The following is a 14,292-nucleotide window of genomic DNA, read 5'->3' as shown; positions in this document are numbered from 1 at the left end:
ACGCCGTGATCGTTTACGCCTTGCGTACGGGCGGCAGACTGTCGAGCAACTGGGCGTCGATGTCTCGACGTTTCAGGGTTTTTCCTGCGCGCGAGGGTGGTTGGCAAATGCCGCAGACATAGTGCTGTGTGGGTGCATGGGAATGGGCGACGAACTCGCCGGAACAGCACGAGCAACGGATCAGCTCAAGCATGTCGCTTTCAAAAAAACGTACGAGGGTCCAGGCCCGGGTAAGGCCGAGAACCAATTCGCCTTCTTGATCGCCCACCTGCTCCAGATACAGACGATAGGCTTTGACGAATGCATCGATCCGGTAGCCGCCGATTTCGATCATGCTGCGATACATGCCGTAGAACAGGGATGAGTGAATGTTCGGTAGCCATGTCACGAACCAGTCGGTGGAGAAGGGCAGCATGCCCTTGGGTGGGGAGGCCCCTCGAACTTCTTTGTACAGTCGGATCAGTCGACCTCGGCTAAGCGAGGTCTCGGTTTCCAGCACCTGCAGTCGCGCACCCAGCTCGATCAGTTCGATTGCCAGTTGCACTTGCTGCATTTCGGTGACCAGGCTTTTTTCTGGCATGGATCAGCCTTCCCCGATTCGCATATCGCCTGAGCGATCGGCGGCGGCCATCAGCAGTGCAGAATGAATTTCCACCATGCCAAGTTCGCGAGCGTTGCCCAGGACCTTGGACAAACGGTCTGTCTCTTCGAAAACGGGACGACAAATCAACTGATTGACCCGGGCTAGCTGGGTCATTTGCTTGCTGCTCAGTTTGGTCAGCAGGTCCGCCATTTTTTCGCTGAGTTTCAGGCGAAAAATGGCGATCTCCCGATCTTTGCGCAACAGGTTTTGGGCCAGTAATAAATATGAAAGATTCAGGTCCTGGATGTCTTCAAGCTCAGTGTTGGTATTTGGCAACTTTCTACCCCTCCCGATAGATACTACAGTTCGGCGCGCCTTTGCGGCGTGACCTCTGGCAGACAGGTGCTGCAAATCGACAAGTACTTAAGACAGGGTGCTGTCGCTTTTCAGGCAAGCGCCCTGTCGTATCTTTTTTTTGGTTATTCACACGCTCGACCATCCGCTCGCAGGTCGTGAATACCGTCTTTTTAATTTTTTCTAAAGTTTCAACTAAAACGTACGATAACAGACCGAGGCAGACTATTTATTGTCTGTTGTCGGGACTTTTCCGTACGTCAAAGATAGTTTCATATCAATGTGTCGTGTCTTGATGCGGCTTGTACGTGCCTGTTATTTTTTTCGATACAAATAGCGGCTAATGGGTATCACGCTATGGGTTGGCGCCCGGTAAGCATTGTTCAAATCGCTCTTTCGACGATTGATTTGCATCAGTTCACCGAGGTCGTTCTGGCGGGCATGCAAGAACGAATTTACCTGTTCGTCCAGCATCAGAATTTGGCTGATTAGTTCAAGCTTGTGTTGCTGTCCGGCATCGTCAAGTTCGATTTTATTTTCAGCGCGGCGCAAGTAGGCAGCATCGATCAGTCCTTGCGACTTTAAGGTAAAGATGCCGTCCCAGTCGGACTTTTCTGCACATTCGAGTATGCGTTGTGATTGTTTTAGCAGCTGTTCATAAGCGGCGATCAATTGTGCTTGCATCATGTCTACCGCTCTTCCTCGATGTGCGAACCAATGGCTAGCCAGGCTGCAGCGACACTCTCCAGCAACTCGGCGGCAGTGGTGAGCGCTGTTTCGTCATTGTTGAGATTTGCTCGAAGCAGCACGCGAACAACGTAGTCGTAGAGCTCGTCAAGTTGCACGGCAATGTCGCCTCCTTGCTCGAGATCCAGTGAGGCGCGCAAGCCCTTGCTGACAATATTGATTGCCTTGGTAATGGCCTTGCCTTTTTCGGCGATGTGGCCGGCCTGCAGATGCAGTCGTGCGATACGAATCGATGCCTGGTAACTATCGAACAGCATCACGATCCTTTGGTGAGGAGAGGCCGCCAAAATGCCGCTTTCTACGCCCACCTTGGCGTAAGCATTCGCGTCTCGAATGGAACTCATCTAATTTGCTCCGCAGTAGGGTCGTCAATCATCGCTGTTAAGTGCATCAAACTGGGTCGTCAGATAATCAGCCGTTGAGTTCAACGACGATATCAAGGTATCGAGTTGGGTGAACTCTTCTGTCCAGCGAGCCATCTCGGAGTCGATGAGTGCCTGTTTCTCCTCATAGCGCTCCTCAAGTTGCTCCAGTTTGGATGCCAGACTGTCCGTCTTTGCGACGATCAAACCGTCATCTTCGTCCAGGTAGCTGTCCAGGTCGGTCGACATCTGGGTAATAAAGCCTGTGGTGTCATCGGTGCCGATAAAGAATTCCGAGACAGCATCAATGTCGTCTTCGAGCGCAGTCGTAAGGGCGTCTTCATCAATCAGCAAGGTGCCATCGACTTCCAGGGAAATACCCAGCTGCGACAGGTAGCTGTACGTCCCGCTGCCGATAGCGCTGTAGATATCGCTACTCAACTGGCTGCTGATTCGCCGGGTAGTCGAGTCCCCCAGCAACTCGCCGGCCGTATCCGCATCCGCGTCATAGGAGGTCAACTCATCCACGCTCGTAACGTAATCGTTGTAGGCATCGACGAAAGCGGTAATGGCATCGAGGATCGCGTCGGTGTCCTGGGCAATCGTCAGAGTTTGCGAGCTGCCGGTGGTGGACAGGCTCAGGGTGACCCCTTCCAGGGCATCTTCGACGGTGTTGCTTTGGCTCGAAATAGAGATGCCGTTTATCGTGAGTTCTGCGTCCAGGGCTTCGACCGTCTCGGTCATGTTGCCTGTCGAGCCGTCGTAGCCAAGCAGGCTCGACGCTTCATCGGTGCTGTCCGTGCTGGTGTAGGTCACGGTCATTTCAGATTCGGTGCCCGTGCTGTCTGATGTCAGCACCAGGCGATACGGGGTGTCGGTGCCGTCATTGACGATGGAGGCGGTTATGCCGGCATCGGCCGCATTGATTGCATCACGAATACCTTCCAGTGTGTTGTTGCTGCTGTCGAGGGTGATCGAGACCGCATCTTCCGTGCCCACTTGCAGGGTCAGTGTGCCCGTGCCCAGAGCGGTGGTCTTGTCCGCGATGCCATCAGTCGTGAGGCTCTGTGCCTGGGCCAGTTGTGTCACTTCCAGCGTATAGGTGCCGGCCTCGGCTTCGCTGGTGGTTGCCGCCGTTACACCGCTGCCGGACAGGGTTGTGGTCAAGGACTCATAAAGGCTCTCATCGGCCAGGGCTTCGACCGCTGTTTGCAGGGTGGTCAGGACACTCGTCAAGGTGCCATAGGCCGATATTTCGGCGTCCACCGAGTCTTCTTGCGTGGTGATCGGGTCCAGCAGGCTGGTTTCTTTTGAGTCTTCCAGGCTTTCCAGGATGCTGTCCAGATCCAGCCCGGAGCCGACGCCCAGGGAAGTGATGGTTGCAGTCGAACTGGTGGAGGTGGTCGTTGCCATGTGCGTGTCCGTCCTGTTTGTGCCTGACCTTGCTCGTTGAGCAAGATGCTGTGTACACACTCCAAGGGGTGCGTTTGAACGCAACATCGGCAACCGGCAATCCCGACTTTAGGGCTTGCTCACCGTTTTCAACGATCTCATTAACAAGCTGCCGAGCGCCGAGCCACGAAACCCTCCAGGCACCACGGCTTCAGACCTGCATGGCCATCACGTCTTTGTAGGCGGTGAGCAGGCGATTACGCACTTGCACCCCCATCTGAAAGGCAACACTGGCTTTCTGCGAGTCAGCCATCACATCGCTGAGCGACACCGCGGCACTGCCCGCCTGGAAGGCGTTGGATTGGCTGCTGGCGGTTTGCTGCAGTTGGTTGATGCGCTGCAGCGAAGTCTGCAGTTCTCCGGCGAAACCACTGGCTGGCCCGCTGCTGAAGCTATGAGTGCTCGCGCCTTCGGCCTGCTCGGCAAGGATCGTCAGTTGTTGCAAGGCGTTGGTAAGGGCAGACGAATTCATGGTGCGAGACCCATAGGTAGCGATTAGGCCAGCAGATTACCAAGCCTGCCGGCCTGCACATTCGCTCAATTGACCACAAAACTGACGGCTTTTCCGGCCTTTAGCTTCCGGCATTTTCGCCAGAATGAAGTTCTGCCGGCCGTCCCGATTTGCTGCGGTGCCCATGGGTGCTGCCTGAAGCAGGAGGCTGATCGACTACTACTGCTACCGGACTCTGCAATGTCTTTCGTACAGGCCCTATCCTCGTTTTCGAGGTGTTCGTGAGTACCGCAGTCCTGGCCAAAGGCGCGCAAAAAAACCTTCCGACCCTTGCTCCGGCCAGGCCGTTGGAAGCGTTGTCGACGCTGTTTCGCAGTCAGCCCCTCTTGCCCATGCTGTTGGCGGGTGCGGCGGTCATCGCGATCGTGGTGGCACTGCTGCTGTGGGCGCGTGAACCGGACTATCGCGTACTGTTTTCCGGTCTCAGCGAAGCGGACGGCGGGCAAATCATCGGTGAGCTGGACAAGCGCGCCATTCCTTATCGTTTGGGCGAGGGTGGCAACACCATCATGGTGCCCGGCGACAAGATGAACGCGTTACGCCTGCAACTCGCCGAACAAGGGTTGCCCAAGGGCGGCAGCATCGGTTTCGAATTGCTGGACAAGCAGGCCTTCGGTGTCAGTCAGTTTGCCGAACACTTGAATTATCAACGCGGCCTTGAAGGTGAGCTGTCACGCACCATCGAGTCCCTGGGGCCGGTGGCCAAGGCGCGTGTTCATCTGGTCATGGCCAAGCAGTCGGTGTTTGTCCGCGACCGCGAGGCGGCGCGCGCATCTATCGTTTTGACCCTGCAGCCTGGTCGAGAGCTGGGGCAGAGTCAGGCCAACGCGATTGTTCATCTGGTGACCTCCAGCGTGCCGGAGCTGAACGTCGACGCCGTCACCGTGGTCGATCAGAACGGTCGCCTGTTGTCTCAGACCCACGGTGACAACACCGGCCTTGACGGCTCGCAGCTCAGTTATGTGCGTGAAGTCGAGCGCTCCTACCAGCGTCACATCGAAGACATCCTGACGCCGTTGCTGGGCAATCAGAACGTGCATGCGCAGGTGGTCGCTCAGATCGATTTTTCCAGCCGCGAAAGTACCGCCGAACGTTACGCACCCAATCAGGACCCCAACGAGGCGGCGGTGCGCAGCAAGCAAACATCCGAGCATGTGCTGGAGGGAGACGACGCGGGTCGAGGTGTTCCGGGGGCTCTGACCAACTCGCCGCCCAATACCCCCGCGCCGACTCGCGCCACCGCGCCAACACCTGCTGCCAACGCCACGAACGCGACAGCCGCCAACACGGCAATTGCAGCCGATACCAAGGGCGGCAAGAACGGTCAATCGCTGCAGAGCGAGCGGATGATCAACTACGAAGTCGACCGTAACGTCGAGCACGTCAAATCGAGCCTGGGCAACATCCAGCGCCTGACGACGGCGGTGGTGGTCAACTATCGCACTGTGCTCAAGGACGGCACGCCGACGCCTGAGCCCCTGAGCAAGGAAGAACTGGAGAACATCAACAACCTGGTTCGCCAGGCCATGGGTTTCACGGAAAGTCGTGGTGATGCGCTGCAAGTGATCAACAGCCCGTTTGTTGAAACCGACAGTGCCGTTGCCGAGCAGGCGTGGTGGAAAACCCCCGAGGCCTACAACCTGCTGATGAGCGCCTTGCGCTATCTGTTGGTCGGCTTTGCCGCGCTGACCCTGTGGTGGCTGGTGCTCAGACCGATGCAACGGCGCAATGCCGACATGAACCGTCAGGCGCTGGCGAACGTATCTGAGCCAGGCACTGCGCTCGTCCCGACGGCCATGGGCACCGGTGTCATGGTCGCCGGCCAGGACAGTGCGCCGCACACCCTGCCGCGCAAGTCGGCGGTGTATGAGCAGAACATGCAGAGCTTGCAGCAGATCGCTGCCGAAGACCCGAGACTGGTCGCCATGATCGTGCGCGGATGGATGAAGAAAAATGACTAACAAGATGAGCGGGTCTCGCCGCAGTGCCATCCTTCTGCTGTCGCTCGATGCCGACAGTGCGGCCGAAGTGTTCAAGTTCCTGCCGAGCACGGATGTCGAAGCCATCAGTATGGAGATGGCGCGTCTGAGCCAGGTGTCCCATGAGGAAATGCGCCAGGTCCTTGAAGAGTTCATGGACGAGACCGATCAATATGCAGCCATCAACATTCAGACCAGTGATCATATTCGTGCGGTATTAACCAAGGCCTTGGGCAGTGAGCGCGCGGCCAGCCTGATCGACGATATTCTGGAGACCACCAACACCGGTTCCGGCATCGACAAGCTGAACCTGATGGAGGCGTCGATGGTTGCCGAGATGATTCGTGACGAGCATCCACAGATCATCGCGACCATCCTGGTGCATCTGGAGCGCCATCAGGCTTCCGATATCCTCCAGTTGCTGCCTGACCGCCTTCGCAACGACATCATTCTGCGGATCGCGACCTTCAGCGGCGTGCAGCCGGTGGCGTTGCAAGAACTGACCGAAGTGCTGGGCGTCATGCTGGATGGCCAAAGCCTCAAACGCAGCAAAATGGGCGGCGTGAGAACGGCGGCGGAAATCCTCAACCTGATGAGCTCCACGCACGAAGAGTTGGCCATCGAAACCGTGCGCCAGCACAACGAAGATCTGGCGCAGAAGATCCTCGACGAAATGTTCCTGTTCGAGAACCTCATCGAAGTGGACGATCGCGGTATTCAGACGCTGCTTCAGCAAGTCGAACACAACTCGTTGGCGATTGCCCTCAAAGGCGCACCGCCGGCGTTGCTTGAGCGCTTCCTCAACAACATGTCGCAACGGGCCGCGCAATTGTTCCGTGAGGACATGGAGGCGCGCGGACCGATCCGCATGTCGCAGATCGAGTCTGAACAGAAGGCCATCCTGCAGGTGGTTCGACGCTTGTCCGACAGCGGTGAAATCGTGACGGCACGCGGTAATGACGCTTATGTCTGAGTACTCGGAGCGCGACCGCTGGCAAACCTGGCAGATGGACCCGCTGGGCAGCAATGAATTGCCTGCCCCTGATCCGGACATGAGCCATCGGGAACGGCTGCGCAAGCAAGCCTTTGCGCACAAGTTGGAAATGCAGGTGCTGCGCGAAAAGACCCTCAGCGAGGCGCAGCAGGTCGGCCATGCGCAAGGGGTGGAACAGGGTTATGCCCAAGGCCTGAGCGAAGGTCGCCAGGCCGCCGCCGTGGAGTTGCAGCAACAGGTCTTGCAGACGTTGCAGCCGCTGCTGGAGCTGTGCCGGAACTTCGATCAGGCGCTCAAGCAGATGGATGGGCATATTGCCCGCCAGCTGACCCGGATCGCGCTTGATGCCGCACAGCAATTGGCAGGAGAAGCCCTGACCGCCCAGCCTGAGCAGGTGATCGCCACGGTGCAGAAGATGCTCAACAGCGACCCCGAACTGACCGGCAAGCCGCGCCTGTGGCTGAACCCCGATGACTTGCAGTTGGTTCATAGCAGCCTTGGCGAGCAAATTGATGCGGCGGGTTGGGCTTTGCATGCTGATACCACGATGTTGCCTGGCGGCTGTCGAGTGGTCAGCGCCAGCGGTGAACTGGACGCCACGCGCCAGTCACGCCTGGGGATGCTGAGTCGCAGCACCGAACGGCTGCTCGATGACGCCGTGGCGATCCTCGGCGAGCAGTCATGATCCCGGGCAACCTACATGTCGAGCGCTGGAGCGGCGTGTTGGACACTTTTCAGGGCGAGCCGCTGAGAGTTGCGGATTACCTGCGCAGCGGGCGAATCACTCGCGCCACCGGCATGGTGCTGGAGGCGGTGGGTCTGCGCCTGCCGTTGGGCGGTGCCTGCCGCATCGAGCTGGCGGCACAACATCACACCCGTCCGGACCTCGCTTATGCCGAGGCCGAAGTGGTCGGTTTTTCGGGGGAAATCCTGTACCTGATGCCACTGGAAGAAATCCACGGCCTGCAACCGGGTGCGCGGGTCTTTGCCTCGGACGATGGTCTGACGGGCGCAGCCGGCGCCCGCTATTTTCCACTGGGCATGTCGCTGCTCGGCCGGGTGCTGGACAGCAGCGGACAGCCTCTGGACGGCAGAGGGCCGCTGCTGGGCGCCCATCACGCCAGTTTGCACACTCAGCCGCTCAACCCCCTCAAGCGTGCACCGATCGATCGTCAGATCGATGTTGGCATCCGCGCCATCAATGCGTTGCTGTGTGTCGGTCGTGGCCAGCGCCTGGGGCTGTTTGCCGGTTCCGGGGTCGGTAAGTCGGTGCTGCTCGGCATGATGGCCCGCTACACACAAGCCGACGTCATCGTGGTTGGACTGATCGGCGAGCGGGGCAGGGAGGTGCAGGATTTCATCGATAACATCCTGGGCGAAGAAGGCTTGCGCCGTTCCGTGGTCGTCGCTGCTCCAGCCGATACTTCGCCACTGCAACGTTTGCAGGGCGCGGTGTACGCGACGCGCCTGGCCGAGGATTTTCGCGATCAGGGCAAGGACGTTCTGCTGATCATGGATTCGTTGACCCGCTACGCCATGGCCCAGCGCGAAATCGCGTTGGCTGTGGGTGAGCCGCCGGCGACCAAGGGTTATCCACCGTCCGTGTTTGCCAAGCTGCCCAAACTCGTTGAGCGCACCGGCAATGGTCCACCCGGTGGTGGGTCGATCACGGCGTTTTATACGGTGCTCAGCGAGGGCGACGATCAGCAGGATCCGATTGCCGATGCGGCACGGGCGATTCTGGATGGACACATCGTCCTGTCTCGTCATTTGGCTGAAAGCGGGCATTACCCGGCCATCGATATCGAGGCCTCGATCAGTCGGGCGATGACCGCCATCGTCAGTGAATCGCAGCAGCGCAAGGCGCAACAGCTCAAGCAGACCCTGTCACGTTACCAGCGCAATCGCGACCTGATCAGTGTCGGCGCCTATGCGCCGGGACACGATGCTCAGCTCGACCGGGCCGTGGGTTTGTACCCGCATATCGAGCGGTTTGTGCAGCAACGCATCAATGATCGCGCCAGCGTGGAAGAGACCCTGTCCGGGCTCAATCTCTTGTTCCCTGGCAAATAACCCTTTTCTTGTCCCTGGCGAGTAATCACCGATGGCTAATCAATCGCTTGACCTGCTGATCGAGCTGACCGGCAAAGCGCGGGACGTCGCGGCGCGCGCTTTGGCGCAGAGCCGTCGCGCCGAGCAGCAAGTGGTCAACCAACTGCGCACGCTTGACCAGTATCAACAGGAGTACCGCCAGAACCTGCAACAGGCGTTGCTCAAGGAAGGCATGAGCCCCTCTGCGCTCACGAACTACCGTGGCTTTCTCCATTCATTGGAAGAAGCCGTCGATCGTGCGCAAAAAAGCCTGGAGCGCCACCGCAAACAGGTGGCCCAGCACCAACTGACCTGGCTGGAGCAGTGGCGCAAGGTCAACGCCATTGAAGCGCTGTTGAGTCGTCGGGCCCAGCAGGAGCGGTTGCTGGCCGGGCGTGTCGAGCAACGCCAAACCGATGAAATGGCCAGCCAGTTGCGTCGGCGGCCCGGCAATTTTTCGTCCTCCATCGATAGCAGCCACTAAGGGACACCATGGACATCATCGCTTCGCTCACCGCAACATCCGCTGTATCGACTCAGGCCAGTGCTTCCAGCCAGGCGCCGGGCACGACGAGCGAGTCGTTTTCGTCTGTGCTGAGTCAGGTGAGCGAGGCGCCGATGAGCAAGGACTCGGCCAACCCGACCGCTGCGACGGGTGGCGCAGAGGCTCAAACGGATGCAGCAGATCCGAGTGCTGAGCCACCGGCGTCAACCCCTGCGCCGTCGGTTGTCGACAGTGCTGTGGAGACCGCAACCCGTGACTCGGTTGCGGTTGATGAAACCGACCTCGCGCCGACGCTGCCGTCATGCGCAATGTCGGGTGTCATCCCCGAAGCCGTCGAGCTGCCGGCCCCGGCCGTTTCGGCCCCCACGACACCGTCACTGAGCCAACCACTGGCGTCCACCTCCGCTGACCCGGATGCCTCGCTCATGGACGACAACCTTGGCCTGGATCTCTACACCACGGCAGACGATCTCGTGGCCGATGCCGATCTGAATGCCTCGGACAGTTCGAGTGATGTCGACAGCTCGCTGGAGGACATTCGTCAGCGCATGGCGCTGATCGAGAGCGCTGGCCAGCTCGATACTTTTTCGATGGTCGTTGCGCCAGCGGCTCCATTACAAATCCAGATCACCAGTCAGGATGTTGTGCCAGCGGACCCCGACACGTTGATCCGCGCGAACACAAACCTGCCGGCCTCGAGCCTGACGTCGGCAGACACAAACGTTGATGCCAATCAGGACACTTGCGACCCGCTCGACGTGCAGGACACGGTGCAGACGCTGACTGGAACGGTTGCCGATGCGGTGCAAGACCTGCGAACGCAAACGGACAGCACACCTGTCGACAGCCAGGCCGATGGCTCAGTCAGTAGCGATGTCCAGAGCAGCTACAGCCTGGCGCCAATGACCCTGAACAACACCGCCCTGACCGGCAACGACAACGTTTCCAGCAATGCTCTGGTGCTCGCGACCGCTGTCGGCACTGTCGAATGGCAGAACGGCCTTGGCCAGCAGATGATCGACATGGTCACGCGTGGCGAGCAACAGGTCGACTTGCGGCTTAACCCTATCGAGCTCGGCCCGCTGTCGATCAGCCTCAATCTCAATGACGGCAACACGCAGGCACAGTTCCAGTCGGCACATGCGTCGGTGCGTGCCGCGGTGGAACAGGCATTGCCACAGTTGCGGGAGGCCCTCGCGTCCCAGGGCATTTCCCTTGGGCAGGCCTCGGTCAGCGATGAGTCTGCGCGTCAGACCTCTGGCGATCAGGCTCGGCGCGATTCGCAAGGCAACCGCGCAGACGCCCTGATGAGCAGCACCGATTCAGTGCCGGAAGTTGATCAGGCGTCGGTGCAGAGCATCGTTGTGCGCAGTTCGGGTGTCGATTTGTACGTCTGAATACCAAATCAAAACAGCGAGATACCGCCGTTACCCTGGTCTTATCGCCCCATGGGAAGGCCAGGGCGGTGGTCATACTTGAGTCCTGCCTAACCGTTCTCCTTCATTCCATGGTTCCAGCCAATGACCACCACCCGCAAATTCCCCTGGTTCTTGATTCTGTTGATGGCGCTGGTCGCCGCGGCAGCCAGTTCCGGCGGCATGTACCTCTACATGAGCAAGAACACGGCGCATGCAGACGCGGCGGTGAAAGTTGAAGCCGTCGAGAACACCCCCCAGGCCCCACGGCTGGTCACGATTGCGCCGATGACGGTCAATCTTCAAAACGAACGCGATGAGCAAAGCCTGCTGTATGTGGGGTTTGCGCTGGAAGTCGGAAACGACGCGACGCAGAAGCTCTTGCAGCAGTACATGCCACAGATTCGCAGCCAGCTTTTGACACTGCTGAGCGGGCAAAACAGCACGCAGCTGGTCAACCCGCCGGGCAAGGAAATACTGGCCGCCAAAATTCTTGAAACACTCAAACAGTCCCTGGCGGCACAGCAGCCTGAATTCTCGGTGCTGAACGTTCTTTACACCGACTTTATCGTGCAGTAACCCATGGCCATAGACGATTTGCTCTCGCAGGACGAGATCGACATGTTGCTTCGTGGGGGCGACGACAGCGATGCTCCGGATGATGATGTCGATACGATCAAGGACGCTCGCATCCGTCCGTACGACCCGGCGACTCAGCACCGGGTGATCCACGAGCGCTTACATGCGCTGGATATCATCAACGAGCGTTTCGCACGCTACTTCCGCATGAGCTTGTTCAACTTGATCAGGCGCAGCATCGACATCACCGTCAAAAGCGTGCGCTATCAAAGTTACAGCGACTTTTCCTTGCACATGCCGATGCCCACCAACATCAATCTGTTGGCGATGAAGCCGCTGCGAGGCACCGCGTTGGTGGTGTTTCCGCCGAGTGTGGTGTTCATGGTGGTGGACAATCTGTTTGGGGGTGACGGGCGCTTCGTGACCAAGTCCGAAGGCCGGGAATTCACCCATACCGAGCAGCGCATCATCCAGCGTTTGTTGGGGCTTTCGGTGGACGCTTACAAGGATGCGTGGAAGTCCGTTTACCCGCTGGAAATCGAATACCTGCGTTCGGAGATGCAGGCCAAGTTCGCCAACATCACCAGTTCGCCCAATGAAATCGTGGTGAATGCGACCTTCCATCTGGAGGTCGGCAACCTGTCCAGCGACTTCAACATCGTTATTCCCTATCTGATGATCGAACCGATGCGTCAGCTGCTCAACGGCCCGCTGACCGATACCAATCCCGAGGAGGAGCGGCATTGGAACAAGCGCATGGCCGGCGAGATTACCCATTCCCAGATTGAGCTGATCGCTGACTTTGTCGAGATGGATGCCCGGGTCGGGCAGGTCATGGCGTTGAAAGTCGGCGACGTTTTACCTATCGAACTGCCCGATATCGTCAGCGCGCGTGTCGACGGCGTGCCAGTCATGAGTTGCGAATATGGCAGCCAGAACGGGATGCGTGCGTTGCTCGTGAAGGACCTGGTCGATCACTCCCTGAGCCTTGCCTCCTCTTCTACCAGCCGATTCGTGAAGGGCCACGTATCCACTGCCAAGGAATCCGACCATGACTGATTCAAACACTACCGAGCCGCAAGAGGCCGATGACTGGGCCGACGCCCTGGCCGAGCAGGGCGCCGAGGCGGATGCCGATGATCCTTGGGCCATGGCTTTGGCCGAACAGGGCGAGGCCGCGTCGACGGCGGAAAACGTTGCGCCGAGCGTCGGCACCAGCGTCTTCAAACCGTTGGCCGCGCCGCAACCCGCGGCAGCTGCGCGCGAGCTGGAAATGATCATGGATATTCCGGTCAAGCTGAGCGTAGAGCTGGGCCGCACGCGGATCACCATCAAGCAGTTGCTGGAGCTGGCCCAAGGGTCGGTGCTGGCGCTCGATGGCCTGGCGGGCGAGCCGATGGACATCTTGATCAACAGCTACCTGATTGCCCAGGGCGAAGTGGTGGTCGTGGATGACAAGTACGGTATCCGAATCACGGAAATCATTACGCCTTCCGAACGCGTTCAAAAGCTCAACCGATGAGCCTCGTCAGTCAAACGCCGCCGCCCGTGACCCTCGGCGTTCCTTCGGACAGCCTGATGAACCTGGCGTTGCTCGGCAAGACGGCGTTGGCGCTGGCGCTGGTAGTCACCTGTGTGTTGGTGTGTGGCTGGCTCGTGCGTCGTGTCGGAGCGCGGCCGCTGTCCCCCGGAAAAGTGATGCGTGTCGTCAGCAGCACAAGCCTGGGCCAGCGCGAGAAAGTGGTGATCGTCGAGGTGCGGGGCCAGTGGCTGGTGCTTGGCGTGACCGCACAACAGGTCAGTGCGCTGACTCAGATGGACGCTCCGCCCGCCGAATCCGACATCGCCGCCGCCACGACCGGCGACAGTTTTGCCGAGCGATTGGCGGGGGCTTTGAGGCGCAATATCCAGCGCACAGACAAAGGGCCGGGGAGCTCGTCATGAACGCTCCGGTTGGTTTTCAGCGCGGGTTGAAAAGGGCGACGCTGTCGGCCGTGTTGCTGCTCGCGTTAATGCCCGATGCTCAGGCAGAACCGGCGATTCAAGGGCTGGCCGCCTTCACCGGGCAGGCGGGAGGCCAACAATGGTCGTTGAGCCTGCAAACCCTGTTGCTGCTCAGTGCCATGGCGTTCCTGCCGGCGGTGCTGCTGATGATGACCGGGTTTACCCGCATCATTATTGTCCTGGGCTTGCTGCGCACGGCCATTGGCACGACGTCGGCGCCACCGAATCAAGTGTTGTTGGGGCTGTCGCTGTTCCTGACGTTTTTCGTCATGTCCCCGACCCTCGATCAGGCTTACGAAAAAGCCTGGTTACCGTTCTCCAAAGACGAGATCACGGTTGAGCAGTTTCTCGACAAGGCGAGTCAGCCGTTTCGCACGTTCATGCTGACCCAGACACGTCAGGGCGATCTCGCTTTGTTTGCGCGTCTGGCACAGATCGAGGATTTTCAGGGACCTGAGGATGTGCCGATGCGGGTATTGCTTCCGGCCTTTGTCACCAGCGAGCTGAAGACCGCATTCCAGGCGGGCTTCACCATTTTCATTCCGTTTTTGATCATCGACCTGGTGGTGGCGAGCGTGTTGATGGCGCTGGGCATGATGATGGTGCCGCCATCCACGATTTCGCTGCCGTTCAAGCTGATGCTGTTTGTGCTGGTCGATGGCTGGCAGCTGCTGCTCGGCTCGCTGGCGCAAAGTTTTTACACCTGATGATGTGGC

Annotated in this window: 17 protein-coding genes; 11 read left to right on the top strand and 6 right to left on the bottom strand. The window is 59.0% G+C overall.

Features of this window, described 5'->3' with window-relative positions:
- Positions 1-13 precede the first annotated feature (13 nt).
- The 6 genes from flhC to fliE form a co-directional block, all read right to left on the bottom strand.
- Entirely contained in the window at positions 14-580 is a 567-nt protein-coding gene (gene flhC, locus ACYZT5_RS20575) for a flagellar transcriptional regulator FlhC (protein WP_462047155.1), read from the bottom strand.
- Positions 581-583: 3 nt separating this feature from the next.
- On the bottom strand, positions 584-919 hold the full coding sequence (flhD, locus tag ACYZT5_RS20570; protein WP_462047154.1) for a flagellar transcriptional regulator FlhD: 336 nt from the start codon (positions 917-919) through the stop codon (positions 584-586).
- A 333-nt stretch (positions 920-1,252) separates the two neighbouring features.
- Positions 1,253-1,624, bottom strand: coding sequence for a flagellar protein FliT (locus tag ACYZT5_RS20565; protein ID WP_462047153.1), 372 nt, complete (start codon positions 1,622-1,624; stop codon positions 1,253-1,255).
- Between the two features lie 2 nt (positions 1,625-1,626).
- Positions 1,627-2,028 (bottom strand): flagellar export chaperone FliS, encoded by a 402-nt coding sequence (gene fliS, locus ACYZT5_RS20560; RefSeq protein WP_462047152.1) that lies wholly within the window; start codon positions 2,026-2,028, stop codon positions 1,627-1,629.
- A 24-nt stretch (positions 2,029-2,052) separates the two neighbouring features.
- Positions 2,053-3,459: a flagellar filament capping protein FliD gene (fliD, locus tag ACYZT5_RS20555; protein ID WP_462047151.1), complete on the bottom strand. Its 1,407-nt coding sequence runs from the start codon at positions 3,457-3,459 to the stop codon at positions 2,053-2,055.
- Between the two features lie 190 nt (positions 3,460-3,649).
- The gene (gene fliE, locus ACYZT5_RS20550; RefSeq protein WP_462047150.1) at positions 3,650-3,970 is read right to left on the bottom strand and encodes a flagellar hook-basal body complex protein FliE; all 321 of its coding nucleotides are present in this window, start codon (positions 3,968-3,970) and stop codon (positions 3,650-3,652) included.
- A gap of 260 nt (positions 3,971-4,230) precedes the next feature.
- Between fliE and fliF the strand changes: the two genes are divergently transcribed.
- The 11 genes from fliF (at position 4,231) to fliP (ending at position 14,283) form a co-directional block, all read left to right on the top strand.
- Positions 4,231-5,970, top strand: a complete 1,740-nt coding sequence (gene fliF, locus ACYZT5_RS20545; RefSeq protein WP_462047149.1) for a flagellar basal-body MS-ring/collar protein FliF — start codon at positions 4,231-4,233, stop codon at positions 5,968-5,970.
- On the top strand, positions 5,963-6,961 hold the full coding sequence (gene fliG / locus ACYZT5_RS20540) for a flagellar motor switch protein FliG (RefSeq protein WP_462047148.1): 999 nt from the start codon (positions 5,963-5,965) through the stop codon (positions 6,959-6,961). The genes fliF and fliG overlap by 8 nt, the downstream gene beginning before the upstream one ends.
- Positions 6,954-7,667, top strand: a complete 714-nt coding sequence (locus ACYZT5_RS20535) for a flagellar assembly protein FliH (protein WP_462047147.1) — start codon at positions 6,954-6,956, stop codon at positions 7,665-7,667. The genes fliG and ACYZT5_RS20535 overlap by 8 nt, the downstream gene beginning before the upstream one ends.
- On the top strand, positions 7,664-9,055 hold the full coding sequence (fliI, locus tag ACYZT5_RS20530; protein ID WP_462047146.1) for a flagellar protein export ATPase FliI: 1,392 nt from the start codon (positions 7,664-7,666) through the stop codon (positions 9,053-9,055). The genes ACYZT5_RS20535 and fliI overlap by 4 nt, the downstream gene beginning before the upstream one ends.
- Before the next feature lie 31 nt (positions 9,056-9,086).
- Positions 9,087-9,557, top strand: a complete 471-nt coding sequence (fliJ, locus tag ACYZT5_RS20525; RefSeq protein WP_462047145.1) for a flagellar export protein FliJ — start codon at positions 9,087-9,089, stop codon at positions 9,555-9,557.
- An 8-nt stretch (positions 9,558-9,565) separates the two neighbouring features.
- Complete coding sequence (locus ACYZT5_RS20520) at positions 9,566-10,975, top strand: flagellar hook-length control protein FliK (RefSeq protein WP_462047144.1); 1,410 nt, start codon at positions 9,566-9,568, stop codon at positions 10,973-10,975.
- A 123-nt stretch (positions 10,976-11,098) separates the two neighbouring features.
- Positions 11,099-11,572 carry a flagellar basal body-associated protein FliL gene (gene fliL, locus ACYZT5_RS20515; protein WP_462047143.1) on the top strand — a complete coding sequence of 158 codons (474 nt, stop codon included), beginning with the start codon at positions 11,099-11,101 and terminating at the stop codon, positions 11,570-11,572.
- A 3-nt stretch (positions 11,573-11,575) separates the two neighbouring features.
- Positions 11,576-12,631 carry a flagellar motor switch protein FliM gene (gene fliM, locus ACYZT5_RS20510; RefSeq protein ID WP_462047142.1) on the top strand — a complete coding sequence of 352 codons (1,056 nt, stop codon included), beginning with the start codon at positions 11,576-11,578 and terminating at the stop codon, positions 12,629-12,631.
- On the top strand, positions 12,624-13,094 hold the full coding sequence (fliN, locus tag ACYZT5_RS20505) for a flagellar motor switch protein FliN (RefSeq protein WP_462047141.1): 471 nt from the start codon (positions 12,624-12,626) through the stop codon (positions 13,092-13,094). The genes fliM and fliN overlap by 8 nt, the downstream gene beginning before the upstream one ends.
- Entirely contained in the window at positions 13,091-13,516 is a 426-nt protein-coding gene (gene fliO, locus ACYZT5_RS20500; protein WP_462047140.1) for a flagellar biosynthetic protein FliO, read from the top strand. The genes fliN and fliO overlap by 4 nt, the downstream gene beginning before the upstream one ends.
- Positions 13,513-14,283 carry a flagellar type III secretion system pore protein FliP gene (gene fliP / locus ACYZT5_RS20495; RefSeq protein ID WP_462047139.1) on the top strand — a complete coding sequence of 257 codons (771 nt, stop codon included), beginning with the start codon at positions 13,513-13,515 and terminating at the stop codon, positions 14,281-14,283. Before fliO ends, fliP begins: the two co-directional genes overlap by 4 nt.
- Positions 14,284-14,292 lie beyond the last annotated feature (9 nt).

Source organism: Pseudomonas sp. LB3P14, from assembly GCF_054898045.1.
This window is presented reverse-complemented; position numbering and strand designations above follow the sequence as displayed.

What these genes read in the sequence shown, in the direction of transcription:
- fliP (WP_462047139.1), top strand. Translation starts at nt 13,513, where the DNA reads ATGAACGCTCCGGTTGGTTTTCAGCGCGGGTTGAAAAGGGCGACGCTG.
- ACYZT5_RS20565 (WP_462047153.1), bottom strand. Translation starts at nt 1,624, where the DNA reads ATGATGCAAGCACAATTGATCGCCGCTTATGAACAGCTGCTAAAACAA.
- fliS (WP_462047152.1), bottom strand. Translation starts at nt 2,028, where the DNA reads ATGAGTTCCATTCGAGACGCGAATGCTTACGCCAAGGTGGGCGTAGAA.
- flhC (WP_462047155.1), bottom strand. Translation starts at nt 580, where the DNA reads ATGCCAGAAAAAAGCCTGGTCACCGAAATGCAGCAAGTGCAACTGGCA.
- ACYZT5_RS20520 (WP_462047144.1), top strand. Translation starts at nt 9,566, where the DNA reads ATGGACATCATCGCTTCGCTCACCGCAACATCCGCTGTATCGACTCAG.
- fliN (WP_462047141.1), top strand. Translation starts at nt 12,624, where the DNA reads ATGACTGATTCAAACACTACCGAGCCGCAAGAGGCCGATGACTGGGCC.
- fliJ (WP_462047145.1), top strand. Translation starts at nt 9,087, where the DNA reads ATGGCTAATCAATCGCTTGACCTGCTGATCGAGCTGACCGGCAAAGCG.
- fliO (WP_462047140.1), top strand. Translation starts at nt 13,091, where the DNA reads ATGAGCCTCGTCAGTCAAACGCCGCCGCCCGTGACCCTCGGCGTTCCT.
- ACYZT5_RS20535 (WP_462047147.1), top strand. Translation starts at nt 6,954, where the DNA reads ATGTCTGAGTACTCGGAGCGCGACCGCTGGCAAACCTGGCAGATGGAC.
- fliE (WP_462047150.1), bottom strand. Translation starts at nt 3,970, where the DNA reads ATGAATTCGTCTGCCCTTACCAACGCCTTGCAACAACTGACGATCCTT.
- fliM (WP_462047142.1), top strand. Translation starts at nt 11,576, where the DNA reads ATGGCCATAGACGATTTGCTCTCGCAGGACGAGATCGACATGTTGCTT.
- fliL (WP_462047143.1), top strand. Translation starts at nt 11,099, where the DNA reads ATGACCACCACCCGCAAATTCCCCTGGTTCTTGATTCTGTTGATGGCG.
- fliG (WP_462047148.1), top strand. Translation starts at nt 5,963, where the DNA reads ATGACTAACAAGATGAGCGGGTCTCGCCGCAGTGCCATCCTTCTGCTG.
- fliI (WP_462047146.1), top strand. Translation starts at nt 7,664, where the DNA reads ATGATCCCGGGCAACCTACATGTCGAGCGCTGGAGCGGCGTGTTGGAC.
- fliD (WP_462047151.1), bottom strand. Translation starts at nt 3,459, where the DNA reads ATGGCAACGACCACCTCCACCAGTTCGACTGCAACCATCACTTCCCTG.